Origin of the sequence: Streptomyces flavofungini (genome assembly GCF_014650815.1) — a bacterium.
GTDB classification, from domain to species: Bacteria; Actinomycetota; Actinomycetes; order Streptomycetales; family Streptomycetaceae; genus Streptomyces; species Streptomyces flavofungini.
On sequence record NZ_BMVR01000001.1, the window covers coordinates 275,054 to 298,993 of the forward strand.

A 23,940-nucleotide genomic window follows, 5' to 3' on the forward strand; every position below is an offset into this window, starting at 1 on the left:
GTCACGAGAGGCAGCCGCCATGGCCGACGCCAGGACCGAGCCCGTCATATCCCTGCGCGCGGTGACGGCGGAGCTGGGCGGCCGCCCGGTGCTCCGCGGCATCGACCTCACCGTGGCGCGCGGTGAGGTGGTCGCGCTGCTCGGCGCGAACGGCTCCGGCAAGTCCACGGCCGTGCGCACGGTCATCGGGCAGGTCCCGGTCACCGGCGGCGCGGTGGAGATCTTCGGTACGCCGCGGCGGCGCTTTAGGGACTGGGCGCGGGTGGGCTACGTCCCGCAGCGCACCACGGCCGCGGGCGGCGTCCCGGCGACGGTCACCGAGGTCGTCACGTCCGGGCGGCTCTCGCGGGCCCGCTTCGGCGTGCTGCGCAAGGCCGACCGCGCGGCGGTGACGGACGCCCTGGAGCAGGTCGGCATGGCGGACCGCGCCAAGGACTCCGTGAGCGCCCTCTCCGGCGGCCAGCACCAGCGGGTCCTGATCGCCCGCGCCCTGGTCTCCGAGCCCGAACTGCTGATCATGGACGAGCCGATGGCGGGCGTGGACCTGGCCAGCCAGGAGGTCCTCGCGGCCACCCTGCGCCACCAGGTCGAGCAGGGCGCCTCGGTCCTCCTCGTCCTGCACGAGCTGGGCCCCTTGGAGCCGCTGATCGACCGCGCGGTGGTGCTGCGCGACGGCTGCGTGCTGCACGACGGCCCGCCGCCCAAGGCCGTCGGCCAGCACGCGCTGCCCGGCCACGACCACGTCCACCCGCACGACGCCGACGCGGCCCCGGTCCGCACCGGCCTGCTCACCTGAGGACCGGCGATGGAATTCCTGAACTACGCGTTCATGCAGCGGGCGCTGCTCGCCGCCGCCCTCGTCGGCGTCACGGCGCCCGCGGTCGGCATCTATCTGGTGCAACGCCGCCAGGCCCTCATGGGTGATGGAATCGGCCATGTCGCGATGACGGGTGTCGGCCTCGGCTTCCTGCTCTCCACCTCGCCGGTGTGGATGGCCACGGCGGTCGCGGTGGTCGGAGCTGTCGCGATGGAGCTGATCCGCTGGTACGGCAAGACGCGCGGCGACATCGCCCTCGCGATGCTGTTCTACGGCGGTATGGCGGGCGGTGTGATGCTGATCAACATCGCGCCGGGCGGCTCGAACGCCAACCTGAGCTCCTACCTCTTCGGCTCCCTGTCGACGGTGTCCGACGACGACGTGACGGCGATCTGTCTGCTGGCCGCGTTCGTGGTGCTCGTCACGGTCGGGCTGCGGCGCCAGTTGTTCGCGGTGAGCCAGGACGAGGAGTTCGCGCGTGTGACGGGTCTGCCGGTGCGGGCCCTGAACCTCCTCACGGCCGTCACGGCGGCGGTCACGGTCACCGTCGCCATGCGGGTCGTGGGCCTGCTCCTGGTGTCGGCGCTCATGGTGGTGCCGGTCGCGGCGGCGCAGCAGCTCACCCGGAGTTTCGCGGCGACGTTCGCGATCGCGGTGGCCATCGGCATCTCCGTGACCCTCGGCGGCACGGTCACCTCGTACTACCAGGACGTGCCGCCCGGAGCGACGATCGTGCTCCTCACGATCGGGGTGTTCATCGTGCTCACGCTGCTCGCGACGCCGCTGGCCCGCCGGAGGGCACGAGCCTCGGCGGCCCGGGACGCGGCGTGCACGGCGGACGTGCCCGGTGCGCGGGGCACGGCGGACGAGGTCACTGTCTGAGATCACTCTGGTCACCGTCCGGCAGCGACCTGGCACAATGGCCGGGCGAGAGACGACGCGCTACGAAGTGCGGACGAGTCCTTACGAGTGCTAGGAGGCACCTGTGACGACCGCTGCGGGACCCCCCGTACGAGGCCGGTCCACCCGGCAGCGCGCCGCTGTGGCGGCCGCGCTCGACGAGGTGGACGAGTTCCGCAGTGCGCAGGAGCTCCACGACATGCTCAAGCACCGCGGCGACTCCGTGGGCCTGACGACCGTCTACCGCACGCTCCAGTCCCTCGCCGACGCCGGCGAGGTCGACGTGCTGCGCACCAACGAGGGCGAGTCGGTCTACCGCCGCTGCTCGACCGGCGAGCACCACCACCATCTCGTCTGCCGCGTCTGCGGCAAGGCCGTGGAGGTCGAGGGCCCGGCGGTGGAGACGTGGGCGGAGGCGATCGCCGCGGAGCACGGGTATGTGAACGTGGCGCACACCGTCGAGATCTTCGGCACCTGTGCGGACTGCGCCAGCAAGAAGCAGTGACGTGCGTACGAGGGGCCCGCACCGCCGACCGGCGGTGCGGGCCCCTTCGTGTACCCGTCGCCTAGCTGTTGGCGATCTGCTCCTCGTTGGGAATCGCACCGCCGAAACGCCGGTCGCGCGAGGCGTACTCCAGGCAGGCGCGCCACAGGTCGCGGCGGTCGAAGTCGGGCCACAGGACGTCCTGGAAGACCATCTCGGCGTAGCTGGACTGCCAGATCAGGTAGTTGGACGTGCGCTGCTCGCCGCTGGGGCGCAGGAAGAGGTCCACGTCCGGCATGTCCGGGTAGTACATGTACTTGGCGAAGGTCTTCTCGTTCACCTTGCCCGGGTCGAGCCTGCCCGCCGCCACGTCCCGCGCGATGGCCTGCGCGGCGTCGGCGATCTCGGCGCGGCCGCCGTAGTTGACGCAGAAGTACAGCGTCATGGCGTCGTTCTCGACGGTCTGCTCCTGGGCGATCTGGAGCTCCTGGACGACGGACTTCCACATCTTGGGCATGCGGCCCACCCAGCGGATGCGGATGCCCAGCTCGTTCATCTCGTCGCGCCGCCGCCGGATGACGTCCCGGTTGAAGTTCATGAGGAAGCGGACCTCCTCCGGGGACCGCTTCCAGTTCTCCGTCGAGAAGGCGTACAGGGAGAGGTTCTTGACGCCCATCTCCAGGCAGCCCTTGAGGACGTCGAGGACGACGCCCTCGCCGACCTTGTGGCCCTCGGTGCGCGGCAGGCCGCGGTCCTTGGCCCACCGGCCGTTGCCGTCCATGACGACGGCGACGTGCTTGGGGACCAGCTCGCCGGGGATCTTCGGCGGGCGCGCGCCGGAGGGGTGCGGCTCGGGCGCCTTGTACTCACGGCGGCTCCGTCCCAGGATTCCGCGTCGTGCCACTGCCATCGGGGGCTCTCACTCCTAGCTGAGCTCGGTCAGTTCTTCTCTACGTACCGCAGCGACCGCAGGCCGCGCTCCATGTGCCAGTGCAGGTAGGCCGATACGAGCCCGCTGCCCTCGCGGGCGTGCCGGGCCTCGCAGGAGTCGGCCGTCGCCCAGTCCCCGGTCAGCAGCGCGCCGAGGTGCGTCAGGGTCTCCGCCGACGGCACGACGCTGCCCGGCACCCGGCAGTCGACGCAAATCGAGCCGCCCGCGGCGACGGAGAAGAAGCGGTTGGGGCCGGGCAGGCCGCACTTCGCGCAGTCGTTGAACGTGGGGGCGTAGCCGTTCACGGCGAGGGAGCGGAGCAGGAACGCGTCGAGGACGAGGTGCGGTTCGTGCTCGCCGCGGGCGAGGGTGCGCAGGCCGCCGACGAGCAGCAGATACTGCTGCACGGCGGGTTCGCCCTCATGATCGGTGAACCGCTCGGCGGTCTCCAGCATGGCCGTCCCGGCGGTGTACCGGGCGTAGTCCGTGACGATTCCGCTACCGTACGGAGCGATCGTCTCACTCTGCGTGCACAACGGGAGCCCGCGGCCGACCAGTTCGCCGCCCCGCGCGAAGAACTGCACGTCCACGTGCGAGAAGGGCTCCAGGCGCGCCCCGAACTTGGACTTCGTCCGCCGCACCCCCCGGGCCACGGCCCGCACGCGTCCGTGCCCGCGCGTGAGCAGCGTGATGATGCGGTCCGCCTCACCCAGCTTCTGGGTGCGCAGCACCACACCGTCGTCACGGAACAGGCTCATGGGGCCATTCTCGCGTACGGCGCGCCCGCGACGACCCCGGGTTCAGCCCTGAGGGCCACGGTTCATCGCGGTCGCCCGCCAGTTTCCTCTGGTTTTCTCCAGCGGGCCGGTAGCGTACGAAGACACCCCTGTCCGCACCGGAGGCCCCGTGAGCGCGCAACCCGACGGCTCGTACGGCCCGCTGATCCCGATGCCCGAGCTGACGCCCGACGCGCTGCGTGCGGCGGTGGCCAAAATCGCGCCCAGCCGCGTCCCGGCGCTCACCCAGCACCTCTTCGAGGCGACCACGAACGCCCAGCAGACACAGAGCCTCGCCCCTTTGCGGGCGTTCATCCACTCCTGGGCCGTATTCGTGGCGATCGAGCGGCATCCGCAGCAGGCGGCACGGCTGCGGACGCTGGAGCGCCTGATCGCCGACGGCGAGCAGGACCCGACGGATGCCGTGATGGAGATCCGCCGGATCCGGGAAGCCGCAGAAGCCGAGGCCGGGCTGCGGTGAGCGACTGGACCTGGGGCTGGAACCTGAGCGAGGAATACCTCACCGAAGGCCTACCACCGGCGTGGTCGCCTAGGTCGAGCGCCTGGTAACCGAACTCGCCGTCCTCGGCCCAGACACCGTCCGGGTCGGCAGGCCGATCGGCCGAGAAGGCGGGCTGCGCGAGTTCGACATTCTGGGCGGTCGCGGGTTCCTCAGCTTCCTCCCCGTCCCTCGCCACGAGTGCGTCTACGTCTGCGACATCACCTGGTACGGCTGACCCTCCCGCAGCGCGTCAAGGCACCTCGCCGCGGCTGCGGGCGTTCGCGTACGCCGTCGCCGCGCGCAGCCGCTCCGCGCTCGTCGCCATCCTGAGCGCGTCCGGAGCACAGTCCCACTCCCGGCCGCCCCCGTACGGCCGCAGTTGTACGTACGGGCCCTCGTGGCCCATCACCCGGCCCACCCGGCCCGACCTGGTGTCCACCGCGTACGTGCCGATCGGCAGCCTCATGCCGTCACCGCCCCCGGCCGCGCCTGCCCGCAACCGGTCGCTTTCGGCAAAGAATTTCCTGCCCGACCCTGAGCGGCGCGCAATTCTTCCACTGTTTCCTCCACCTCTTCGAGGCAACCCGCAGAGTGCCGGTGGCCTGCGGCGTTAATCGCCGTCACGTGGCTCCCCTTTGCCATCGGATTTCACGCTTCACATCTCCACGATGACGCGGCCCGCCTACACTCGGCAGGAGTCTGTCCGCTACAAGTACGCGGCTGAGGAGGGGAGTTCATCCATGGCCAAAGGTGTTCATGGATCCCGGCAGGCCGCGTGGGAGTTCTTCGGCGCCGAGCTCAAGCGACGGCGCGAGGAGGCCGCGTTTACGCAGGTCGAGCTGGGTGCGCGGGTTTTCGTCTCCGGCGGGTACATCGGCCAGTTCGAACAGGCCATTCGTAAGCCGCAGTTGGATGTGGCCCAGCGGATTGACGCGGTCCTGCAAACCGCGGGCTTTTTCGAGCGAATGTGGCGCAAGCTGATCGACGACAAGCGGTATGCCGACTATTTCGCCGCCGTCGCCGACTTGGAGGCGCTGGCCACCAAGATCTGCGAGTTCGCGCCGACGGTGATCCCGGGGCTGTTGCAGACCGCCGCCTACGCGAAGGCGGTCACCCTCGCGGCCGACCCGTTCGTCAGCGACGACTACGTCGAAGACATGGTGTCGGCCCGGCTGGACCGGCAACGCATTCTCGCGGACGCTACGAGGCCCGTGTATTGGGTGATCCTGCACCAGAACGTGCTGAGCGTGCCGGTGGGCGGCCCGGCCGCCATGGCGGAGCAACTCGAGCACATCACCGTGCTCGCACGCGCGCGGAAGGTGCTCGTGATGGTGGTGCCGCGAGTGGAAGGGGCCTGCGCCTCCATGGCAGGGGACCTGCGGCTCATGGAGTTCGACGACGCGCCGCCTACCGCCTATACAGAGACGTCGTTTTGGGGCGAACTGCTGGACGATCCGGCTGTGGTGAAGCGTGCACAGCGAGCATACGATCTGCTCAGGGGCACTGCGCTGTCGCCGGGGGTGTCCCTCGCCCGGATCGAGTCGGCGGCTGAGGACTTCAGACGATGCGCGAGTACGACCTGAGCAACGCCCGCTGGCGCAAGAGCAGTCACAGCAACGGTGAAGGCGGCAACTGCGTCGAAGTCGCGCACGATTTCCCAGGCGCCGCCCGCTGGCGCAAGAGCAGCTACAGCGGAGGCAGCGGCGGGGAGGACTGCGTCGAAGTCGCCGACGGGCTCCCCGGGGTCGTGCCCGTCCGGGACAGCAAGGCGGGTCCCGACGGCGGCCCCGTCGTCCTCATAGGCGCCCCCGCCTGGACCACCTTCCTCACCTCTGTGTGCGGCGGCGACGCCAGTACGCCCAGGTGACCGCCCCCAGCAAGGGCCCCCACAGCAACAGCGGAGCGTAACTCACGTACAGGGCCGCGGCCTGCCACGGGCCCTGCCGCGTCGGGTAGTCGTCGGAAAGCGGCTCCCCCGTGATCGTCACCCCCGCCGCCTCCGACACGAACGCGCCCGTCCACAGCACCGTGACGAGCAGGGCGCCGATCGCCGCCGCGACGACCGCCGCCCTCGTCGGCACCCGGCGCCCCCGCAGGAACGGCACCCAGCGCGGGAACACCTCGCCCCACCGCGTGACGAGCCCCACCGCCGTGAAGGCGAGCAGCTCGGAGACGAGGGACAGGAACAGCATGTAGGACCATCCCGGCACCCACGCCGGGAGGTCACCCCCCTTCCCGTGGCTGCTCTCGTCGAGGAACCAGCCCGCGATGCGCCAGATGCCCGAAGGCAGCACGGTCAGCGGGACGGCGAGCGCCGCCAGCCACGCCCACTGGGGGACGCCGTCGGCGCGGGCGTGGGCGGCGGCCCAGCAGGAACGCAACCTGCCTGGCGCGGGCGGGAGTTCGGTACGGGTGTCGGTCGTCATGCGACCAGCCTCGCGATCACGCCCCACCCCCGGATCGCCCACCGGGACGAAGCGCCTCCGCCGCGCGGCGGACCGGGGATCAGCCCAGGAGGTCCACGGCGCCGCCGAGGCCGCGCCGCTCCGCCTCCTGGTGGGCGAGCCGGGCCAGGGCGAGGTCCTGCCAGGGAAGACCGACGGGCGCGTACACCGTGCGGGTGGTCGCGGGGGCGCCCGCGCGGCCGGGGTGCTCGCCGCGCAGGACCTCGCCGAGGGTGGCGTCGGCCGCGGCGGCGGGCAGCCCCGCGGCGGCCAACGCGCCCATGGATGCGGCCAGTTCGCGGTCGTCGACGACGAGGAGGGCGTTCTCCAGGAGGTCGGCGGCCAGCTCCTGCTTGCCGGGTTCGTCGGCGCCGAGGGTGGTGAGGTGCTGGCCGGGGCGGGTGTCGGCGAGGCCGAGGAGGGGGGTGCGGGACCAGGTGGCGAGGAGGACCACGTCGGCCTGGGCGGCGACGTCGGCGGCGGCCCCGGACACCCGGCCGTCGTGGCGGGCGGCGAAGTCGGCGGCGCGGTCCGCGTCCGTGTCGTACACAGCAAGGGCACTGAAGCGGCGCAGCGCCCGCAGGCCGCGCACCATCAGTTCCGCCTGCGCGCCCGCGCCGACCACCCCGAGCACGGCGGTGCCCGCGGGGTCGGGGGCGGCGAGGGCGTGCGTACCGAGGGCGGCGGCCAACCCGGTGCGCCAGGCGGTGACCGTGGCCGAGTCGAGCAGCGCCAGCAACTCGCCGTCCACGCCGCTGTACAGGCAGATCACCCCGCGCAACGCGGGCCGCGCGGCCGGGAACTTGGCGTTGACCTTCACGGTGTACGCCTCCACACCGGGCAGCAGGCCGGGGACGAGCGCCGTCGCCGTACCGGGAAACGGCAGGTCCGTACGCACCCGCTGCCCGGCGATCGACACCTCGTCCGCCGTGCGGAACCCCTCCGCGAGCACGTCGAGACACGCGGCGGGGTCGAGGAGGGCGAGGAGATCGCTGTGGGTCAGCAGACGCGTCATGCCCCGATCGTGCCACCCGCCCACCCACACCCCTGGACCACGCCAACACCACCCCACCCCAACCACCCACAGCACCCCTCTCAACCACCGCGGGCACCGCCCACCCCACCTACCTCGCGGTCCGCTCGGACGACGACAACCCGGAGGTACGCATCCTCCGGGCCCTCGCAGTGGCGCCGGCGCGGGAGTCGAGGCCGACGATCCGCTGAGCCACCCGCCGCTCGGGCCGGTCAGCGAGTGGCGCTCGCCCCGCACCCGCCCTGACCCGGACAGGAACTGTCCTGATCGAGCACCTTCCCCACGTACTCCCCCAACCGCCCCCGGATCTCCTCCCCCGACATCCCCTCCACCGCCACCAGATGCTCGACGAGGTCCGCCCGCACCGCAGCGAGCAGCGCGTGCGCCGCGAAGGCGGGGTCGGGCACCGCCTCCACCTCCGCGAGGGCGTCGCGTACGACGCCGTGCCACCACCCGTAGTGCTCCGCCGCGTAAGGGCTGCCTGAACCCGCGTCCTCCAGGGCGACCGACAGATGGCGGTTGTCCAGCTTGAAGCCGAGAAGGGCATCGAGGAGGGCGGGCACCCGGTCGCGGGCGGGGGCAGTGGGGCCGAGCGGCGGCGGTCCGGACTCGACGGCGGCGCGCACCGCCTCGCTGCGGGCCGCGAACACCGCGCGGATCAGGCCGGTGCGGTCGCCGAAGCGGCGGAACAGGGTGCCCTTGCCGACGCCCGCCGCGGCCGCGACCTGCTCCATGGACACACCGCGCGGGCTGTCGCTGCGCGCGAACAACTCGTCGGCGGCGGCGAGTACGGCCTCGCGGTTGCGCGCCGCGTCGGCGCGCGCCTTGCGCTCGGTCATGGGGACACCGTCATCTCAGGCATGGGCACACCGCCCTCTCGTACGGGGCCTTCGGGAGCCCTTTACAAAGCGGACCAGCGGTCCGTATCGTCGAACCGTCAACCGGACCGGCAGTCCGAATCGTAAAGGACGGCACCCCACCATGCCCACCACCCCTTCCGACCTGTTCCGCGAAGGCATCCGGCTCCTCCTCGCCGACGACGTCACGAGCTGGGCCGACCTGTTCGCCGAGGACGGCGTCGCCGAGTTCCCCTTCGCCCCGGCGGGCTACCCGCGCCGCGTCGAGGGCCGCACCGCGATCAGCGCCTACCTGCGCGGCCTCGGCGAGAACATCGCGTACCAGGACTTCCCGCACCTGGTGATCCACGAGACGGCCGCCCCGGAGACGATCGTGGTCGAGATGCGCGCGACGGGCCGCGCCACCGCGACAAACGCGCCCTTCGACATGACGTACATCGCCGTGATCACCGCCGAGGACGGCCGCTTCACGCACTACCGCGACTACTGGAACCCGTTGGACATCCCCGGTGCCCTCCAGGAGGCAGTCGGTGCCTGAGCGACACACCATCCTGGTCACCGGCGCCGGCGGCACCACCGGCAGCCGCGTCACCGCCCGCCTCGTCGCCCTCGGCCACACCGTGCGCGCCGCGAGCCGCTCGGCCCGCACCCCGCACCCGGGGGCCCGCGCGGTCCGCTTCGACTGGTACGACGAGGCGACGCACGCGCCCGCCCTGCACGGGGCCGACCGCGTCTACCTGGTGGCGCCGGTCGGCGACCCCGACCCGGCCGCCGTCATGCTGCCGTTCCTGCGCCGGGCCCGCGCGGCGGGCGTGCGCCGGGTGGCCCTGCTGAGTTCGTCGGCCATCGAGGCGGGCGGCCCCGCCCTCGGGCAGGTCCATCAACTCCTCGCCGAGGAAGGTCTTTTCGAGGAGTGGGCCGTCCTGCGCCCGTCCTGGTTCATGCAGAACTTCACCGCCGGCCACCTGCACGCCGAGAGCGTCCGCACCGACGGCGTCCTGACGACCGCCACCGGCACCGGCCGGGTGCCCTTCGTCGACGCCGACGACATCGCGGCGGTGGCCGTGCACGCCCTCACCGCCCTCCCCGCCCCCGAGCACGACCTGGTGATCACCGGCCCGGAGGCGCTGACGTACGACGAGGTGGCGGCGATCCTCACCCGCGCCACCGGGCGGACCGTCACCCATCACCCCGTGTCGGCCGACCGGCTCGCCGCCCGGCTCACGGAACTCGGCATCCCCGCCGGGTTCGCCCGCATCCTCGCCGCGCTCGACGACAGCATCCGCGGCGGCGCCGAGGACCGCGTCACGGACACCGTGGCGCGCCTCACCAACCGGGCGCCGCGCGCCTTCGCGGACTACTGCCGGGACGTCTGGTCGCGCTCGACCGTCACCGACCCGTCGCGGTGATCGAGGCGCAGCCGGACCCGCTCCCCCGCCGCCGTCACCCGCGTCCGCACCTGCACCCCCTCCGGCAGGCCCGCCACCACGGGCGACACCCCGGCTTCCGCCCGCACCCGGTCGAGCAGTTCGCGCATCGTCTCGGGGTCGGGGCTGAGGCCCAGGTACCAGGCGGTGCCCCGGCCGTAGGGGTGGCGGGTCACGGCGGGGCCGCCGTCGTCGCGCGCGAGGATACGCTCGGCGCCCTCCAGGCGGATCTCCTCCGCCCAGGTGCCGTCCGGACGGGGGTCGAACTCCTCGACGGTCAGGCCGAGGACCTCGCGGAGCGGTCCCGGATAGCCGCCCAGGTGCACGCGGTCGTGTTCGTCGGTGATGCCGGAGAAGTACGACACGACGAGCGTGCCGCCGTCGCGCACGTAGTCGGTGAGGCGCGCGGCCGTGTCGAGCGACATCGCGTACAGATGCGGCACGAGCAGCAGCCGGTACGCCGTCAGGTCCCCGTCGACCGGCACCACGTCGCACGCCACCGACGCGTCGTACAGCGCCTTGTGGTGGGCGAGCGCCCCGTCCAGGTAGTCGATGCGGGCCGGGTGCGCGTCCGTCTCCAGGGCCCACCAGTTGGGCCAGTCGAGGAGGAGGGCCGCGTCCGCCCGGTCGGGCCGTGACCTCAACAGGTCGGGGTGCGCGGCGAGTTCGGCGCCGAGCTCCGTCACCTCGCGGAACGTGCGCGTCTCGCGGCCCGCGTGCGGCACCATCGCCGAGTGGAACTTCTCGGCGCCGCCGCGCGACTGGCGCCACTGGAAGAACAGCACCGCGTCCGCGCCGTGCGCCACCGCCTGCCAGCTGTCCTGGCGCATCCGTCCGGGCGGCTTGCGGCCGTTGTGGGCCCGCCAGTTGACGGCCGAGGGGGCCTGTTCGAGGAGCAGCCAGGGCTGTCCGGCCCTGAGGCCGCGCATCACGTCGTAGGAGAAGGCGGTGCGCTGGGCGGCGTCCGGGTCGTGCGGGTCGGGATAGGAGTCGTACGAGACGACGTCCAGGTGCGGTGCCCAGCGGAACAGGTCGAGGGTCTTGGCGACCGGGACGAAGTTCGTGGTCACGGGGGTGTGCGGGGTGACGCGGGCGAGGACGTCCTTCTCCGCCAGGTAGCAGGCGAGGAGTTCGTCGGAGGAGAACCGCCAGAAGTCCGCGCGCTGCGCCGGGTTGCGGAAGGAGGGGGCCGCGCGCGGGGTGTGGATCTCCTCCCAGGCGCTGTAGCGCTGCGACCAGAACGTCGTCGACCAGGCGTCGTTCAGGGCGTCGAGGGTCCCGTACCGCCCGCGCAGCCAGTCGCGGAACGCCGCCGTGGACACCTCGCAGTGGCAGTGGCGTGAGATGTGGCAGCCGTACTCGTTGCCGATGTGCCACAGGGCGAGCGCCGGATGGTCCGCGTACCGGGTGGCGAGGCGTTCCGTCAGGCGCACCGCGTGGCTGCGGAAGACCGGGCTGGAGGGGCACCAGTGCTGGCGGGAGCCGGGGTGCAGGCGGGTGCCGTCCGCCATGACGGGGAGCGTCCCGGGGTGCAGGCGGGCCAGCCACGGGGGCGGGGACGCCGTCATCGTGGCCAGGCAGACGGCGACGCCCGCGTCGGCGAGGCGGTCCAGGTGCGCGTCCAGCCAGGTGAAGTCGTAGGCGCCGGGGGTCGGTTCGGTGGTGGCCCAGCCGAAGATGCCGAGCGTCACCAGGTTCACGCCCGCCGCGCGCATCAGCTCCCTGTCCTCGGCGTGCACGTCGGGGCCCCACTGCTCGGGGTTGTAGTCGCCGCCGTACGCGAGGGAGGGCAGCTTGCCGTAGAAGCGGTCCAGGCCGCCGGTGTCCGCCGGGTCCCCGTTGCCGCCGCCGGTCGTGTCCGGGCTCATCCCACGCCTCTCGATTCCTGCCCCGCCCGCGCCTCGATGCCGCGGAAGTGGTCCGCCATCGCCCGCTGTGCCGCGCCCACGTCGCCCGCGCGCAGCGCCGCCACTATGTCGCGGTGCCTGCGTACGGTGACGTCGGGCGCCGGATCCCGCGACCAGCCGCGGACGCCCGCGACCCGGTGGAAGACGTTCCAGAACGCGCCGAGCAGCTGCGGCACGAGCGCGTTGCCGAGCGGCCGGTACAGCGCCTCGTGGAACTCGCGGTCCAGGTCGGGGAAGGCCTCCCCGGCCGCCGCCGACACCTCCATGCGCCGCACCAGATCCTCCAGGCCGGTCAGCTCGGCATCGGTGAGCACCGCCGCGACCGCACGCACGAGACCCTCCTCCAGGACCGCGCGGACCTGCAGGATCTCGGCGAGGGCGTGCGTGTCGTCGGCGAGCTGGACCAGGGTGCGGAAGGTCAGGCCGTCGGCGAGAGGGGTCAGCGAGGCCTGGCCGACGTAGGTGCCGTAGCCGTGCCGGATCTCCACGATGTCGAGGGCCTGCAGCGCCTTCAACGCCTCGCGTACGGAGTTCCGGCTGACGCCCAGCTCCGCCATCAGCTCGGCCTCGGTCGGCAGCAGGGCGCCGGGGCGCAGCCGCCGGTCCAGGATCAGCTGTGTCACCTCGCGCTGGACCTGGCCGCTCACACGCCGTTCACCGGGGCGCCGCCGCGCGGACCCGGGTCGTTCACGGATGGGCTCCTGAGGCATGCGCCACATCGTAGGCACGGATGACATCCCACGTCCCACCTCCGGACGAGACTTCCGCCCGCAAAGCCGCCGATCGGGTGCGGAGCCGGGCTGAGGCGCACTCAATTCCGATCCGGGAACAGCGGGTTCTGATCCGTGCGCGTTCTCTTGACCGGCACTCGCGGCCCTCTTATGGTCGCCACGCCAGCATGACGTAGGACGTGGGATCTCCCACCGGAAGCACCGCACCCTCCTCTCACCCGGCCCTTGGGGAGCAGGCCTCCCCACTCCTTCATGGAGGCACTGTGAGCCACCTGATCCCCGTGACGCGCGACGGCGGGCACGGCCCGGACCGCCGGTCCTTCCTCAAGTACACCGGCGCCCTGGGCGCGGCGGCGGGTCTCACCAGCACGCTCGCGGCCTGCTCGGGACCGGACTCGACGAACGACACCGGTGGCGGCGGCAAGGACGGCGGCACCCTGACGGCCGTCATCGGCTATGGCAACGACGGCAGTTGGGACCCCACGCAGACGGCGTCGGCGTTCGCGATGGCCGGCAACGAGCACATCTACGAGGCGCTGCTCGGCACCGACCCGATCAGCCGCGAGCCCTACGCCCAGCTCGCCACGGCGGTGCCCGCCGACCTGAAGGCGACGACGTGGAAGTTCGAGCTGCGGGCGGGCGCCACGTGGCACGACGGCAAGCCCGTCACCGCCGACGACGTGGTGTTCGTGTTCGACCGGATCCTCGACCCGAAGACGCAGACCCTCGCCAAGGGCTTCTTCGCGAGCTGGCTGAAGGAGGTCCGGAAGGTCGACGCGCGGAACGTCGAACTGGTCCTCAAGTTCCCCTTCCCGGACGGCGCGGCCCGCCTCACGCTCGCGAAGATCATGCCGAAGCACGTCTACTCCAAGCCGGGCGCGTGGGACGACGCGACCAAGGGCAAGGCGATCGGCTCGGGCCCGTACAAGCAGACCGCCCACAACCCGAAGTCGAACACGACCTTCGAGGCGTTCGCCGACTACAACGGCCCGCGCAAGGCCGCCTTCAAGAAGATGAACTGGCTGACGATCGTCGACGCGGCGCCGCGCGTCGCGAAGATCTCCGGCGCCAGCGCGGACGCCGAGATCTCCGACAACATCCCGTACGCCAACATCGAGCAGCTCAAGAAGGGCGGCATGACGGTCGAGGGCGGCGCCGGGATGAACAACCTCTTCCTGATGTTCAACACCGCCCACAAGCCGTTCGACGACGTCCGGGTGCGCCAGGCGCTGCACTACGCCATCGACCGCGAGAAGATGATCGAGGTCGCCCTGAAGGGGCACGGCAAGGCCGCCTCGTCCTTCCTCAACGAGGGCAACCCCAGCTACCGCCCGGCGAAGACCGTCTACGGCTACGACCCGAAGAAGGCCAAGGCGCTCCTGAAGGCGGCCGGGGTCGACGGCCTGAAGATCAACATCATGGCGGTCAACGTCAGCTGGATCGTCGACTGCCTGCCGACCATCAAGGCGTCCTGGGACGCGATCGGCGTCGAGACCACGCTCGACCCGCAGGAGACCACGGCCGTCTTCACCAAGATGGACCAGAAGAAGGACTACCAGGTCGTCGCCGCCGCCTCGAACCCCAACCAGTTCGGCATCGAGGCCGACCTGATCATGCATTACAACTACGGGCCCGACAACCTGTGGATGGGTTACGCCCGCTGGGCGAAGAACGCCCGCGCCAAGGAGTTGTTCCGGCTCATGGACCAGGCGACACGCGAGTCGGACACCTCCAAGAAGAAGACGATGGTGCAGGACTACATCGACATCGTCGCCGAGGAGGCCGTGCTGTACCCCGTCGTGCACAACGAGCTGATGACGGCGTGGGACCCCGAGCAGCTCACCGGTGTCCGCGCCCAGCCCTACCCCGGGATCAACCTCCTCCAGGCCAAGTGGGCCTGAGCCGCCCCCGGGGCCCGTCCGCCGTGAGGGGCCCGTACGCCCGAGAGGAGGCCGTGCGCCCGTGAGGAGCCCGTACGCCGTGAGCGACCAGAGGAGCAGTGCGCAGTGACCGCGATCCTCCGCATCCTGGCCCGCCGTATCGCCCTGCTCGTGCCGCTGCTGCTCGGCATCGTGCTCTTCGTGTTCCTCGTGATGCGGTTCTCCGACATCGACCCGGCGTCGGCGTTCTACCAGGGCGCGAACCCCACCCAGGAGCAGCTGCACCAGTTCCGTGAGGACAACGGCCTGCTCGACCCGCTGCCGGTGCGCTACGTCCACTTCGTGGGCGACCTCGTCGGCGGCGACATGGGCATCAGCGTCCTGACCCGGTCCCCCGTCGTCGACCAGATCACCACCGCGCTGCCCCTGACGATGCAGCTCACCTTCCTCGGCCTCGGCGTCGCCGTGCTGCTCTCCCTGCCGCTCGGCGTGCTCGCCGCGATCTACCGCGACCGGCTGCCCGACCAGATCATCCGCGTCGTCTCGCTGACCGGCGTCGCCGCGCCCGGCTTCTGGCTGGCCCTGCTGATGATCCAGTACCTGGCGGTCGACCTGGGCTGGTTCCCGACCGGCGGCTACGTCAACCCGGCCGACTCCTTCACGGGCTGGCTGAAGACGATGACGCTGCCCGCCCTCGCCCTGTCGCTTCCGGTGGCCGCGCAGATGACCCGCATCGTGCGCACCGCCGTGGTGGAGGAGCTGGACAAGGACTACGTCCGCACGGCCGTCGGCAGCGGCCTGCCGCCGGTCGTGGTGGTCGGCCGCAACGTCCTGCGCAACGCCCTCATCAACCCGCTGACCGTGCTCGGCCTGCGCGTCGGCTATCTGCTGGGCGGCGCGGTCGTCATCGAGACGATCTTCTCGCTGCCCGGCATGGGCAAGCTCATGATCGACGCGGTGAAGAACGGCGACCCGGCCGTCGTCCAGGGCGTCGTCATCACCACGGCCGTCGGCTTCGTCGTGGTCAACCTGGTGATCGACATCCTCTACTTGCTGGTGAACCCGCGATTGAGGGGAACCTCCTGATGCTCCAGTCGCGCAAGAAACTCTCCGAGCGGCTGTCCGTGCCCGGCATCCGGCTGCGGTCCCTGGCGAAGCTGCCGGTCCTCTCCCGCATCTCCCTCGGCGTCGTCTCCGTGGTCGTCCTCGTCGCCGTCTTCGCCCCCCTCATCGCCCCGCACGACCCGCTCGACCAGCAGTCCCTCGTCGACGGCACCGGCCACCCCTCCGCCGACCACTGGATGGGCCAGGACAGCCTGGGCCGCGACATCCTCAGCCGGCTGATGTACGGGGCGCGCTGGTCCCTCGCCATCGGTCTGGGCGCGACGACGCTCGCGCTGATCGTCGGCGCGGTCATCGGCGCGATCGCGGCGACCTCCCGCAAGGCGGTCGACGAGACGCTGATGCGCTGCCTGGACGTCGTCATGGCGTTCCCCGGCATCGCGCTCGCGGCGGTCCTCGTCGCCGTCTTCGGCGGCGGCATCACCGTCCTGATCTGCGCGATCGCCTTCCTGTTCACCCCGCCGATCGCCCGTGTCGTCCGCGCCAACGTGCTCGACCAGTACGGCGAGGACTACGTCGTCGCCGAACGCGTCATCGGGGCGCGCACCCCGCACATCGTCATCAAGCACGTCGCCATCAACTGCGCCGCCCCCGTCCTGGTGTTCTGCACCGTCCAGGTCGCCGAGGCGATCGTGTTCGAGGCGTCCCTGTCGTTCATCGGCGCGGGCGTGCGGCCGCCCGACCCGTCGTGGGGCAGCGTCATCGCCGACGGCAAGAACATGGTCCTGATCGGCGGCTGGTGGGCGACGGTCTTCCCCGGCCTGCTGATGCTCCTGACCGTGCTGTCCCTCAACGTGCTCTCCGAAGGCGTGTCCGACGCCTGGGCCGCGCCGTCCGGCCGTGACGTCACCGGGCGCGGCCGCAAGGACGACCCGGTTGAGGCGCCCGAGCCGGGCAGCGGTGAGGTCCTGGAGCTGCCGGGCCTGACCGAGGCGGCGGCGAGGCTGCGCTCCCGGGCCCGGCCGCTGCCCGCAGGCGCGCCCGTGCTCACCGTGCGGGACCTCGCCATCGGCTTCGAGGAGCGGCACTCCGGCGTCGACATCGTCGACGGCATCAGCTTCGAGGTCCGGCCCGGCGAAGTCCTCGGCCTCGTCGGCGAGTCCGGCTGCGGCAAGTCCCTGACCGCGCTCACCGTCATGGGCCTGGAGCCCAAGGGCGCCCGGGTGCGCGGGCACGTCACCTTCGACGGGCAGGAGCTGATCGGCCTGCCGATGCGGGCCCGGCGGCGGCTCCTCGGCCACGACATGGCGATGATCTACCAGGACGCCCTGTCGTCCCTGAACCCCGCCATGACCGTACGCGCCCAGCTCAAGCAGGTCGTCCGGCGCGGCGGCCACCGCAGCCCCGCGGAGCTGTTGGAACTCGTCGGCCTCGACCCCGACCGCACCCTGCGCAGCTATCCGCACGAGCTGTCCGGCGGCCAGCGCCAGCGCGTCCTGATCGCCATGGCCCTGTCCCGCGACCCCAAGCTCATCGTCGCCGACGAGCCGACCACCGCGCTCGACGTGACCGTGCAGGCCCAGGTCATCCAACTCCTGCTGCGGCTGCGGGCCGAGCTGGGCTTCGCGCTCATCCTCGTCTCGCACGACCTGGCACTGATCGCCGACGTCACCGACCGGGTCGCGGTCATGTACGGCGGCCAGATCGTCGAGACCGGCGTGACCGCCGACCTCGTCGAGGCCCCCACCCACCACTACACCCGCGGCCTGCTCGGCTCCGTGCTCTCGCTGGAGTCCGCCGCCGAACGCCTCACCCAGATCAAGGGCGTCGTGCCCTCACCGGCCGACTTCCCCGCGGGCTGCCGCTTCGCCGACCGGTGCCCCCTGGCCGACGGCCTGTGCCACACCACCGCCCCCGAACTCATCGGCGAGGAACGGCACCTGACGGCTTGTCACCACCCAGCGCCGGTCGGCGGGACAGCGGAGCCCGGGCTCCGAGGAAGCGAGGCGGTCCGTGACCGTGGCTGAGACCGTGCCCCCCGGCGACCTGCCCGCCGACGACCCCGCCGCCCTCGTCACGCTGCGCGACGCGCACGTCGTCCACAAGGCCCGCACCGGCGGCCTGTTCTCCCGCGACCGGGTGTACGCCCTCACCGGCGCCGACCTCACCATCGCCCCCGGCGAGACCGTCGGCGTCGTCGGCGAGTCCGGCTGCGGCAAGTCGACCCTCGCGAAGGTCCTCCTCGGCATCCAACGGCCGACGTCCGGGCGCATCGCGTTCCGCGGCCGGGACCTGTGGGAGATGGGCGCCGCCGAGCGCCGCAGCACGATCGGCACCGGCACCGCCATGATCTTCCAGGACCCGTCGACGGCCCTCAACCGCCGGCTGCCCGTCCGGCAGATCCTCCGCGACCCCCTCGACGTGCACCGCCGCGGCACCCCCGCCGAGCGCACCGACCGGGTGCGCGAGCTGATGGGCCTGGTCGGCCTGCCCCCCGTCCTCGCCGACGCCCTGCCCGGGCAGCTCTCCGGCGGCCAGCGCCAGCGCGTCGCCATCGCCCGCGCGCTCGCCCTGGAACCCGAGCTGGTCGTGGCCGACGAGCCGACCAGCGCCCTCGACGTCTCCGTACGCGCCCAGATCCTCAACCTGCTCCTGGACCTCAAGGAGCGCCTGAACCTCTCCCTGGTGTTCGTCTCCCACGACATCCAGACCGTCCGCAGGATGAGCGACCGCGTCATCACCATGTACCTGGGCCGGATCGTCGAGGAGTCACCCGCCGCCGAGATCCTCGACAACGCCCGGCACCCGTACACCCGGGCGCTGTTCTCGGCCACACCCGGACTGCTCGACCCGATCGACCCGATTCCGCTCGTCGGCCCGGTACCGTCGGCCACGCGGCCGCCCAGCGGGTGCCCCTTCCGCACCCGGTGCTGGAAGGCCGACGAGGTGTGCGCGACGGCCATGCCGGACGTCGCGGACGCCGGTGCCGAGCACCGGTACCGGTGCCACCACCCCGTACTGGCGGGCGAGTCCACGCGTGACCTCGTCAGCCAGTCGTCCGCAGCGACGGCCGCCGCCACGGCCACGTCCAAGGAGACTCCATGACCTTGCCCTCCCCGTTGACCGGTGTCGTCCCTCCCGTCTGCACCCCCCTGACCCCGGACAACGAGGTGGACGTGGCGTCCCTCGAACGCCTCGTGGACCATCTGATCGACGGCGGCGTCGACGGCCTCTTCGTCCTCGGCTCGTCCTCCGAGGCCGCGTACCTGCCGGACGGGCACCGCGAGGTCGTCGTGGACCGGGTCGTCCGGTACGTCGGCGGGCAGCTGCCCGTCCTCGCCGGGGCCATCGACATGGCCACCCTGCGCGTCCTCGACCACGTCCGGACCGCCGCCGCCGCCGGGGCCGACGGCGTCGTCGTCACCGCGCCCTTCTACACCCGCACCCACCCGGCCGAGATCGCCCGCCACTTCCGGCTCGTCGCCGCCCGCGGGGAACTCCCCGTCTTCGCCTACGACCTCCCCGTCTCCGTCCACACCAAGCTCGACGCCGACCTCGTCCTCGAACTCGCCGCCGACGGCGCGCTGGCCGGGCTCAAGGACTCCAGCGGCGACGACGGGGGGCTGCGCCGCGTCGTCCTCGGCGCCCGTGCCCGCACCGACCTCCCCTCCTTCGCCGTCCTCACCGGCTCCGAACTCACCGTCGACGCCGCCCTCGCCATGGGCGCCGACGGCGTCGTCCCCGGCCTCGGCAACGTCGACCCGCACGGCTACGTACGCCTGTACCGCTACGCCCGCGAAGGCGACTGGGCGCGGGCCCGCGCCGAGCAGGAACGGTTGTGCGCGCTGTTCCGGATGGTGGGCGTCGGGGACCCCCTGCGCATGGGGGCCAGCTCGTCCAGCCTCGGCGCGTTCAAGGCGGCGCTGCACTTGCGGGGCGTGATCGCCTGCCCCCTGACCGCGGCCCCGCAGGTCCCCTTGTCCGAGGCGGAGACGGAACAGGTGGGCAAGCACCTGGCGGCGGCCGGGCTCCTGTAGGCCCCGGCCCGGCCGGGCGTGTGCGACTGGGCCGCCTCGCCCCGATCGCGGCCTCCGGCCTGGCTCGTCCTCAATCGCCGGACGGGCTGTCCCCCACCCACCCGCCCTTCTCGCCCTCCGGGCGGGATGGGTGGGGCGCGCTGAAACGGCGCCGCCGAGCTGGATCTTTCAGCCCGTCCGGCGTTTGAGGACGAGGCCGCCCAGGCCGATGGCGGGGTCCGGGGGCGGCAGCCCCGGTTTCGGGAAGGGGCGGGGCGGGGGAAAGCCCCGCAGGGGCCTACACCCCCACCCGCCGCCACGCGATCCGCTCATACGTCCCGGCGACCCCCGTCTCGTACAGAACCCCCACCACCCCGGGCCCCACCTGCACCAGGTCCGAGTACCCGGCCCGGTCCTGGGACAAGGTCACCGCCTTCACGAACGACCGCCCCCCGTCCCGGCTGCGCCACAGCGCCATCGCCTGCCGGGCGGTGGGCACGGACGGCCCGGAGAAGAGCAACGGCTCCCCCCACCCCCGCAGCTGCAGCAGCCCGCCCTGCACGACGGGCACGTCGTTGAGGGAGGCCTGGACGGCGTAGGGCCGATCGAGGCTGCGCCCGCCGTCGCTGGAGTAGCTGTCGAGCCGGTTGCCCACGGCCACCCCGTGCTGGTCCCGGGAGCTGAGATACAGCCGCCCGTCGGGAAGCTGCGCGGCGGCGGACTCGTTGGAGTTGTGCTCGCCGTCGTAGGTGTCGTCGACGAACCCGATGCGCCAGCTGCGCCCGTGGTCGTCACTGTAGAGGGCGTGCCCGCCGTAGTACTTGGGCTCCTGCCCGGTGTCGGAGGACCCGGGGGCGGGCGCGGCGGAGTGGTTGGCGGGTACGACGAGCCGCCCGGCGTGGGGCCCGCGGGTGAGGGCGACGGCGTGCCCGGGCCCGGTGGCGTACCACCGCCAGCGGGGCCGCTTCACGGCGGCGGTGATCTCGCGCGGCGAGGAGAACGTACGGCCGTCGTCGACGCTGGTCTGCACGAAGGCGCGACGGCTCTGCGCGGCCGTGACCTCGCCGCGCATGATCTGGCCCTCGGTGACGGCACCGCTGTTGTAGGAGGTGAGCAGCACGACGCGCCCGGTGCCGGGGTCGACGACGGGGGCGGGGTTGCCGCGGGTGTCGCCCCGGCCCGCGGCGACGACGCCGAGGGGGCCCCAGGTGCAGCCGCCGTCGGTGGAGCGGCGCAGGACGACGTCGATGTTGCCGGTGTCGGAGGCGCTGGCCCGCCGCCCCTCGGCGAAGGCGAGCAGGGTGCCTCGGCCGGTGCGGGCGACGGCGGGGATGCGGAAGGTGTCGTAGCCGTCGGTGTCGGCGGTGTAGGGCACGGAGGCGGTGCAGCCGGGGAGGCGGTGGTCGGGGGCGGCGCCGGGGGCGGTGAAGGCGGTGAGGCCGAGGGCGGCGGCGAGGACGCCGACGGCGAGCCGGGCCCGACCGCTTCGACCCGTGCGGCCGTCCCGGCCGGACGGGCTGCTCCGGACGGGTGGACGTCGTCTCTGGATCACGCGGCTCGTACGGCTCATACGGCTCCTCACGACGGGACGTGGGACGTAGGACGTCGCGCGTGAAGCTAATGCGCCTCAGGCGGTACGACAATACCCCTGTGTGACGACGGAGTTGACGCTGTGTTGACGCAGGAGAGTGACGGGGGTGCGCTGGGGCGGGTGTCCCCGGCCGGACGGCGGACCGTCGGACAGGGCGCCGGGGGACCGCACTCCGGGCCGGAACACAGGACGTCGGCCCCGCGCCGCACCCGAGGGGGCGGCGGCGCGGGGCGCTGCGGCCGGTGCCGGGGCGGGCACCCCGCGGGCACCACGGCCCCGGACCAGCCCGTCACACCGAGCGTCCCCAGCCGGACCAAGGCCGTAGCACCGAGCGTCCCCAGCCGGACCAAGGCCGTAGCACCGAGCGCCCCCGGCCGGGCTCACGCGTCATCGGCAGGCCGCCCGCGCCAGAACCGAGCCTTCCGCCCACGACCCCCACCCCGCCGTGCGGCGGCGACCCCCGCGAGCCCGAGCGACCGCCGGCGGCCCTCACCCCGTGGCCCCCGGCGTCACCAACCCCGACTCGTACCCCACGATCACGAGCTGGGCCCGGTCCCTGGCCCCCAGCTTCCCCATGATGCGGCTCACGTGGGTCTTCGCGGTGAGCGGGCTGAGGCCGAGCGCCTCGGCCACCTCGGTGTTGTTCAGGCCCCGGGCGACCAGCGTCAGGACCTGCCGTTCGCGGTCGGAGAGGGCGCCGAGGGCGGCGGGGGCCGGCGCGTCGGCGTGGGGCGGCTGGGGCTGGCGCAGGACGCGGGCGATGAGGCGGCCGGTGGGGCCGGGCGACAGGAGGGACTCGCCCGCGGCGACGGTACGGATGGCGTCGAGCAGCTCGGCGGGCTTGGTGTCCTTGACCAGGAAACCGGACGCCCCCGCGCGCAGCGCCTCCACCACGTGCTCGTCGGTGTCGTACGTCGTGAGCATCAGGACCTTCACGCCCGCCAGGTCCTCGTCGGCGGCGATCAGGCGGGTGGCCTCGATGCCGTCGAGGTCGGGCATGCGGACGTCCATGACGACGAGGTCGGCCCGCTCGGCACGGGCCAGGTCCACGGCCTCCCGCCCGGACCCGGCCTGCGCCACGACCTCCATGTCCCGGGCGGACTCCACCAGCATCGCGAAGGCGGCCCGCACGAGCGCCTGGTCGTCGGCCAGCAGCACGCGAATCACCCGGCTCACCTCTCCCCGCCCAACGGCAGCACCGCCACCACCTCGAACCCCCGGCCCGCGCCCGCCCTCGGCCCCGCCTCCAGCGTCCCGCCCACGCTCCGGGCCCGCTCCCGCATCCCGATGAGCCCGAACCCGGGCGCGCCCGCGCCCCCGTTCCCGGCCGGGTCCGCGGCCGCCTCCCCCGCCCGGACCGCAGGCGCCCTCCCGGCCCGAGCCGGGGCCGCCTTCCCGCTCTCCCCCGCGGCCGCGACGGCCGCAGCCACCGCCGACGCCCCGTTGTCCCCCGGCCCGGCGCCCCCGCCGGCACCCCCGTCGTCCCGCACCGTCACCCGCAGCTCCCCGTCCTCCTCGGCTATGCCCACCGCCACGCCCGGCCCCGGTCCGCCGTGCCGGACCGCGTTGGTCAGGGCCTCCTGCACGATGCGGTACGCCGCCGCGCCCACCGCGGGCGGCACCGCGGGGGCCGGGAGGCCGACCGCCAGGTCGACCTTCGCGCCCGCCGTGCGGGCCGCGTCCGCGAGGTCGATGAGGCCGTCCAGGCCGGGGAGGGGGCCGCGGGACTCGTCGAGGGCGTCGGGCCCGTCCGCGCCGGACGCCCGCAGCACCTCCAGCGTGGCCCGCAGTTCGCCGCGCGCGGTGCGGCAGGTGTCGGCGATGTCGTCGAGGGCGCCCGCGATGGCGGCCCGGTCGAGGCGGTCGGGGTCGGCGGCGAGGACGTGCGCGGCGACCGAGGTCTGCACGCCGACCAGGGTGATGCTGTGGGCCAGCAGGTCGTGCAGATCGCGGGCGACCCGCAGCCGCTCCTCGGCGACGCGCCGCCGCGCCTCCTCCTCGCGGGTGCGTTCGGCGCGCTCGGCGCGTTCGACGACGGAGGCGACGTACTGCCGGTGGACGCGGACGTACGTACCGAAGATCAGCACGGCGACGATCCAGCCGGTGATGCGCACGACCTCGGTGACCGGGTCGCCGCCGACGCCCGAGTTGACGACGAGGATGACGCCGATGATGTGGACGCCGGTCAGGAGGGTGCGCCGGGGGCGTCCGGAGACGGCGACGGAGTAGAGGGCGACCATGCCGACGTGGGTCGCGGCGGCGTGGTCGTAGTCCATGGCGTGGTACGGGCCGATGAGCGCCATCACGGCGATCAGCACCGTCATGGGGCGTTCGCGGCGCCAGATCAGCGGGACGTGGGCGGTCAGGAGGAGCGTCCAGCCGAGCGGGTCGGGGGTCCGGCCGTCCTGGAGGACCTGGGCGAGCACGGCGGCGCACGCGGCGAGCAACGCCGCGAGCAGCGCGTCCTCGCGCAGGGCGCGCCGCGACCCCGGCGCCGCTCCGGAGAACGGCCACCAGGGGCGCGAGGCGGACGGCGGATCGGGCACGTCGTCGGTTCCCCCTTCTCGTACACGCGTCGCGGG

At 72.8% G+C, this 23,940-nt stretch carries 24 protein-coding genes; 13 read left to right on the forward strand and 11 right to left on the reverse strand.

Annotated features, from left to right (window positions below; all coding sequences use genetic code 11):
* Positions 1-19: 19 nt before the first annotated feature.
* The 3 genes from IE274_RS01155 to IE274_RS01165 all read left to right on the forward strand — a co-directional run bounded on the left by IE274_RS01155 (position 20) and on the right by IE274_RS01165 (position 2,222).
* Positions 20-796: a metal ABC transporter ATP-binding protein gene (locus tag IE274_RS01155; RefSeq protein ID WP_190113626.1), complete on the forward strand. Its 777-nt coding sequence runs from the start codon at positions 20-22 to the stop codon at positions 794-796.
* A gap of 9 nt (positions 797-805) precedes the next feature.
* Positions 806-1,699 (forward strand): metal ABC transporter permease, encoded by an 894-nt coding sequence (locus IE274_RS01160; protein ID WP_190113627.1) that lies wholly within the window; start codon positions 806-808, stop codon positions 1,697-1,699.
* Between the two features lie 103 nt (positions 1,700-1,802).
* Positions 1,803-2,222, forward strand: coding sequence for a Fur family transcriptional regulator (locus tag IE274_RS01165; protein ID WP_190113628.1), 420 nt, complete (start codon positions 1,803-1,805; stop codon positions 2,220-2,222).
* 61 nt (positions 2,223-2,283) lie between these two features.
* On the opposite strand, the gene IE274_RS01170 is transcribed toward IE274_RS01165, so the two are convergent.
* A complete protein-coding gene (locus IE274_RS01170) occupies positions 2,284-3,105 on the reverse strand; it encodes an isoprenyl transferase (protein WP_190114074.1) in 822 nt (273 codons plus the stop codon).
* 35 nt (positions 3,106-3,140) lie between these two features.
* Entirely contained in the window at positions 3,141-3,890 is a 750-nt protein-coding gene (gene recO, locus IE274_RS01175; RefSeq protein ID WP_190113629.1) for a DNA repair protein RecO, read from the reverse strand.
* Positions 3,891-4,038: 148 nt separating this feature from the next.
* On the opposite strand from recO, the gene IE274_RS01180 reads away from it, so the two are divergent.
* On the forward strand, positions 4,039-4,389 hold the full coding sequence (locus tag IE274_RS01180) for a DUF6247 family protein (RefSeq protein WP_190113630.1): 351 nt from the start codon (positions 4,039-4,041) through the stop codon (positions 4,387-4,389).
* Positions 4,390-4,660: 271 nt separating this feature from the next.
* Here the strand turns inward: IE274_RS01180 and IE274_RS01185 are convergent, their stop codons facing one another.
* Positions 4,661-4,876, reverse strand: coding sequence for a hypothetical protein (locus IE274_RS01185; protein ID WP_190113631.1), 216 nt, complete (start codon positions 4,874-4,876; stop codon positions 4,661-4,663).
* A gap of 274 nt (positions 4,877-5,150) precedes the next feature.
* Between IE274_RS01185 and IE274_RS01190 the strand changes: the two genes are divergently transcribed.
* Both IE274_RS01190 and IE274_RS01195 read left to right on the forward strand, forming a co-directional pair.
* Positions 5,151-5,993: a helix-turn-helix domain-containing protein gene (locus IE274_RS01190; RefSeq protein ID WP_190113632.1), complete on the forward strand. Its 843-nt coding sequence runs from the start codon at positions 5,151-5,153 to the stop codon at positions 5,991-5,993.
* Complete coding sequence (locus IE274_RS01195; protein ID WP_190113633.1) at positions 5,975-6,277, forward strand: DUF397 domain-containing protein; 303 nt, start codon at positions 5,975-5,977, stop codon at positions 6,275-6,277. Before IE274_RS01190 ends, IE274_RS01195 begins: the two co-directional genes overlap by 19 nt.
* On the opposite strand, the gene IE274_RS01200 is transcribed toward IE274_RS01195, so the two are convergent.
* From IE274_RS01200 to IE274_RS01210, 3 genes are all read right to left on the reverse strand, one after another.
* Positions 6,237-6,836, reverse strand: a complete 600-nt coding sequence (locus IE274_RS01200) for a hypothetical protein (RefSeq protein WP_190113634.1) — start codon at positions 6,834-6,836, stop codon at positions 6,237-6,239. The two genes, IE274_RS01195 and IE274_RS01200, sit on opposite strands and share 41 nt — an antisense overlap.
* A gap of 79 nt (positions 6,837-6,915) precedes the next feature.
* Positions 6,916-7,869, reverse strand: a complete 954-nt coding sequence (locus IE274_RS01205) for an ornithine cyclodeaminase family protein (RefSeq protein WP_190113635.1) — start codon at positions 7,867-7,869, stop codon at positions 6,916-6,918.
* Between the two features lie 230 nt (positions 7,870-8,099).
* Positions 8,100-8,726: a TetR/AcrR family transcriptional regulator gene (locus tag IE274_RS01210; RefSeq protein WP_190113636.1), complete on the reverse strand. Its 627-nt coding sequence runs from the start codon at positions 8,724-8,726 to the stop codon at positions 8,100-8,102.
* A gap of 142 nt (positions 8,727-8,868) precedes the next feature.
* On the opposite strand from IE274_RS01210, the gene IE274_RS01215 reads away from it, so the two are divergent.
* Positions 8,869-9,282 carry a nuclear transport factor 2 family protein gene (locus tag IE274_RS01215; RefSeq protein WP_190113637.1) on the forward strand — a complete coding sequence of 138 codons (414 nt, stop codon included), beginning with the start codon at positions 8,869-8,871 and terminating at the stop codon, positions 9,280-9,282.
* Entirely contained in the window at positions 9,275-10,153 is an 879-nt protein-coding gene (locus IE274_RS01220; protein ID WP_190113638.1) for an NAD(P)H-binding protein, read from the forward strand. The genes IE274_RS01215 and IE274_RS01220 overlap by 8 nt, the downstream gene beginning before the upstream one ends.
* Here IE274_RS01220 and IE274_RS01225 read toward each other — a convergent pair.
* Positions 10,102-12,039, reverse strand: a complete 1,938-nt coding sequence (locus tag IE274_RS01225; RefSeq protein WP_190113639.1) for a beta-galactosidase — start codon at positions 12,037-12,039, stop codon at positions 10,102-10,104. The genes IE274_RS01220 and IE274_RS01225 overlap by 52 nt on opposite strands.
* Positions 12,036-12,797, reverse strand: coding sequence for a FadR/GntR family transcriptional regulator (locus tag IE274_RS01230; protein WP_229909164.1), 762 nt, complete (start codon positions 12,795-12,797; stop codon positions 12,036-12,038). Before IE274_RS01230 ends, IE274_RS01225 begins: the two co-directional genes overlap by 4 nt.
* A gap of 284 nt (positions 12,798-13,081) precedes the next feature.
* Here IE274_RS01230 and IE274_RS01235 point away from each other — a divergent pair, with 284 nt between their 5' ends.
* The 5 genes from IE274_RS01235 to IE274_RS01255 all read left to right on the forward strand — a co-directional run bounded on the left by IE274_RS01235 (position 13,082) and on the right by IE274_RS01255 (position 19,788).
* Positions 13,082-14,710 carry an ABC transporter substrate-binding protein gene (locus IE274_RS01235; RefSeq protein ID WP_233103496.1) on the forward strand — a complete coding sequence of 543 codons (1,629 nt, stop codon included), beginning with the start codon at positions 13,082-13,084 and terminating at the stop codon, positions 14,708-14,710.
* Positions 14,711-14,815: 105 nt separating this feature from the next.
* Positions 14,816-15,775 carry an ABC transporter permease gene (locus tag IE274_RS01240; protein WP_190113641.1) on the forward strand — a complete coding sequence of 320 codons (960 nt, stop codon included), beginning with the start codon at positions 14,816-14,818 and terminating at the stop codon, positions 15,773-15,775.
* Positions 15,775-17,778: a dipeptide/oligopeptide/nickel ABC transporter permease/ATP-binding protein gene (locus tag IE274_RS01245; protein ID WP_190113642.1), complete on the forward strand. Its 2,004-nt coding sequence runs from the start codon at positions 15,775-15,777 to the stop codon at positions 17,776-17,778. Before IE274_RS01240 ends, IE274_RS01245 begins: the two co-directional genes overlap by 1 nt.
* Positions 17,771-18,856 (forward strand): oligopeptide/dipeptide ABC transporter ATP-binding protein, encoded by a 1,086-nt coding sequence (locus IE274_RS01250; RefSeq protein ID WP_372447199.1) that lies wholly within the window; start codon positions 17,771-17,773, stop codon positions 18,854-18,856. Before IE274_RS01245 ends, IE274_RS01250 begins: the two co-directional genes overlap by 8 nt.
* Positions 18,853-19,788, forward strand: coding sequence for a dihydrodipicolinate synthase family protein (locus IE274_RS01255; RefSeq protein ID WP_190113643.1), 936 nt, complete (start codon positions 18,853-18,855; stop codon positions 19,786-19,788). Before IE274_RS01250 ends, IE274_RS01255 begins: the two co-directional genes overlap by 4 nt.
* 277 nt (positions 19,789-20,065) lie before the next feature.
* On the opposite strand, the gene IE274_RS01260 is transcribed toward IE274_RS01255, so the two are convergent.
* From IE274_RS01260 to IE274_RS01270, 3 genes are all read right to left on the reverse strand, one after another.
* A complete protein-coding gene (locus tag IE274_RS01260) occupies positions 20,066-21,337 on the reverse strand; it encodes a sialidase family protein (RefSeq protein WP_190113644.1) in 1,272 nt (423 codons plus the stop codon).
* 510 nt (positions 21,338-21,847) lie between these two features.
* The gene (locus IE274_RS01265; RefSeq protein ID WP_190113645.1) at positions 21,848-22,525 is read right to left on the reverse strand and encodes a response regulator transcription factor; all 678 of its coding nucleotides are present in this window, start codon (positions 22,523-22,525) and stop codon (positions 21,848-21,850) included.
* Positions 22,526-22,530: 5 nt separating this feature from the next.
* A complete protein-coding gene (locus IE274_RS01270) occupies positions 22,531-23,904 on the reverse strand; it encodes a sensor histidine kinase (protein ID WP_229909075.1) in 1,374 nt (457 codons plus the stop codon).
* Positions 23,905-23,940 lie beyond the last annotated feature (36 nt).